Origin of the sequence: Bradyrhizobium sp. SHOUNA76 (genome assembly GCF_023006445.1) — a bacterium.
Lineage (GTDB): Bacteria > Pseudomonadota > Alphaproteobacteria > Rhizobiales > Xanthobacteraceae > Bradyrhizobium.
The window spans coordinates 1-2,520 of record NZ_JALBHA010000708.1 but is presented as its reverse complement, the minus strand read 5'-3'; the positions used below and the strand labels follow the sequence as shown (position 1 = coordinate 2,520).

Sequence of the window (2,520 nt, the reverse complement as noted above, 5' to 3'; positions counted from 1 at the left end):
TACCCCAAGATCGAGATCAAGCTGACCATCGGCAATCGCGAAGAGATCCGCGAGGCCATGCACGGCTACGACCTCGATTTCGCGGTGATGGGTCGGCCACCGGCCGACGTCCCCGTCATCGTCATGCACAACCGCGACGACGCCGATCCCGCCATCGACATCATCACGGACATGAAGACGTTTTTCCTGCGTTCGCTGGATATCGCCGCAAAGGCCGGCATCGCGCGCGACAAGATCGTGCTCGATCCCGGCATCGGCTTCGGCAAGACCGCCGAGCAGAGCATGATCGCGCTGGCGCGCTTACGCGAGTTCGAGATGTTCGGCCTGCCGATCCTGGTCGGTGCCTCGCGCAAGCGCTTCATCGCCTCGGTGTCGCCGTCGGAGCCGAAAGAACGGCTCGCCGGCTCGATCGCCGCGCATCTGATCGCCGCGCAACGCGGCGCAAAAATCATCCGGACCCATGACGTCGCCGAGACCTTGCAGGCCCTGCGGGTCGCGAACGCAATCGAGGGCAAGCAATGACCGATACGATCTTCGTCACCGGCCTGTCGATCCATGCCCGCCACGGCGTGATGGATCACGAGACCGAGGTCGGCCAGCGCTTCGTCATCGATCTCGAACTCTATACCGACCTGTCGGAGCCCTCGCGCAGCGACCGGCTCGCCGATACGGTGTCCTACGCCGACGTTGTGGCGACGACGACGGCGGCGTTCAAGAACACCAATTACAAGCTTTTGGAGCGCGCCGCCGGCGCGGTGGCCGACGCCATCCTGTCGAGCTTCCCGCGCATCCGCGCCGTGAAGATCACGGTGCACAAGCCGCATGCGCCGATCGCCGCGATCTTCGACGATGTCGGCATCATGCTGACGCGCTCGCGGCATCCATAACATGGCAAGCGTGCTGATCGCACTCGGCGGCAATATCGGCGATGTCCGCGCGACGTTCGGCAAGGCCATCGCGCATATCTGCGGCATGGCGCAAGCCGCACTGATCGCGCGCTCCTCGGACTACGCGACGCCGCCCTGGGGCGACGAGGACCAGGCGCCCTTCATCAATGCCTGCATCGAGATCGAGACCGGCCTCGATCCCCACGCGCTATTGTTCGTGCTGCAGAAAGTCGAGCAGAAATTCGGTCGCACGCGTGACAAGGAACGGCGCTGGGGACCGCGCACGCTAGATCTCGACATGATCGCCTATGACGATGTCTCCTTGCAGAAGCCCGACCTGACCTTGCCCCATCCGCGCCTGTTCGAGCGCGCCTTCGTGCTGGTGCCGCTGGCCGAAATCGCGCCCGACCGCGTGATCTCGGGCATTCGTGTGCGTGACGGGCTCGCCAGCGTCTCGACGCAAGGCATTGAGCGGCTTCCGGATACCGGTTAACCAAAAACGACCGTTTGCAGGGACGGTCTGCCGTGGCAAATTCGCCTGCGAATAACGAGACGTTTGGGAGCCCCTCGCCGCATGACCTCCGTGACTGACGACCTGCCGCTGGCGGCGGATTTTCCCCAAGCCACCGTCGAAGATTGGCGCAAGCTGGTCGATGGCGTGCTGAAGGGCGCGCCGTTCGAAAAGCTGGTCGGCAAGACCTACGACGGCCTGAAGATCGAGCCGCTCTATCCGCGCGCCAAAGGCGTTGCGCCGGTGGTGGGCCGGCCGGCCGCCGCACCCTGGCAAATCATCCAGCGGATCGACCATCCCGACGCGGCGCTCGCGAATGCGCAGGCGTTGCAGGATCTGGAGAACGGTGCGACCGGGCTCGCGCTGGTGTTCGCCGGCGCCAATGGCGCGCGCGGTTTCGGCCTGGAACCTTCGGCCGAGTCCGTCGCAAAGGTCCTGAAGGACATTCACCTCGACGCCGGCATCGGCATCGAGCTCGAGGTCGGACCGCAATCGCGGATGGCGGCGATCCACGTCGCGGAATATGTGAAGTGCAAGGGCCTCGATCCCGCCGCCTGCGACATCCGCTTCGGGCTCGATCCGCTCGCGGCCGGCGCGGTGTGGGGCCACAGTCCTTATACCTGGGAGGAGATTGCTCCGGCCGTCACCGGCGCCATCAAGGGGCTTGCCGGGCTCGGCTTCAAGGGACCGTTCGCATCCGCCGACGGACGCGTGATCCACGACGCCGGGGGCTCCGAGGTACAGGAGCTTGCCTTCGTGCTCGCCTGCGGCGTTGCTTACTTGCGCGCGATCGAAGGCGCCGGCATTCCGCTGGAACAGGCGCAAGGCATGGTCTATGCGCGGCTTGCCGCCGATGCCGACCAGTTCCTGACCATGGCGAAATTCCGCGCGCTGCGGCTGTTGTGGGCCCGCATCGAGACGGCCTGCGGGCTGACGCCAAAACCGCTGTTCATTGCCGCCGATACGGCCTGGCGCATGCTGACGCAGCGCGACCCCTACGTGAACATGCTGCGCGCGACCATCGCGACGTTTGCGGCCGGGCTTGCCGGTGCCAACGCGATCACCGTGCTGCCGCACACGCTGGCACTCGGCCTGCCCGATCCGTTCGCGCGGCGCGTGGCG

The 2,520-nt window shown here is 65.8% G+C and carries 4 protein-coding genes; all 4 read left to right on the top strand.

The window, feature by feature from the left end:
* Positions 1-522, top strand: a 522-nt coding sequence (locus MOV74_RS35975; protein ID WP_246931996.1) for a dihydropteroate synthase, incomplete at its 5' end; no start/stop codon positions are given.
* Positions 519-887 carry a dihydroneopterin aldolase gene (gene folB / locus MOV74_RS35970; protein ID WP_246931994.1) on the top strand — a complete coding sequence of 123 codons (369 nt, stop codon included), beginning with the start codon at positions 519-521 and terminating at the stop codon, positions 885-887. The genes MOV74_RS35975 and folB, both read left to right, overlap by 4 nt.
* Before the next feature lies 1 nt (position 888).
* Positions 889-1,380 (top strand): 2-amino-4-hydroxy-6-hydroxymethyldihydropteridine diphosphokinase, encoded by a 492-nt coding sequence (gene folK, locus MOV74_RS35965; RefSeq protein WP_246931991.1) that lies wholly within the window; start codon positions 889-891, stop codon positions 1,378-1,380.
* Positions 1,381-1,461: 81 nt separating this feature from the next.
* A partial coding sequence (locus tag MOV74_RS35960; protein ID WP_246931989.1) for a methylmalonyl-CoA mutase family protein occupies positions 1,462-2,520 on the top strand: 1,059 nt, incomplete at its 3' end.

Bases quoted from the DNA above. Each gene is read 5' to 3' on its own strand.
- folB (WP_246931994.1), top strand. From the start codon at position 519: ATGACCGATACGATCTTCGTCACCGGCCTGTCGATCCATGCCCGCCAC.
- folK (WP_246931991.1), top strand. From the start codon at position 889: ATGGCAAGCGTGCTGATCGCACTCGGCGGCAATATCGGCGATGTCCGC.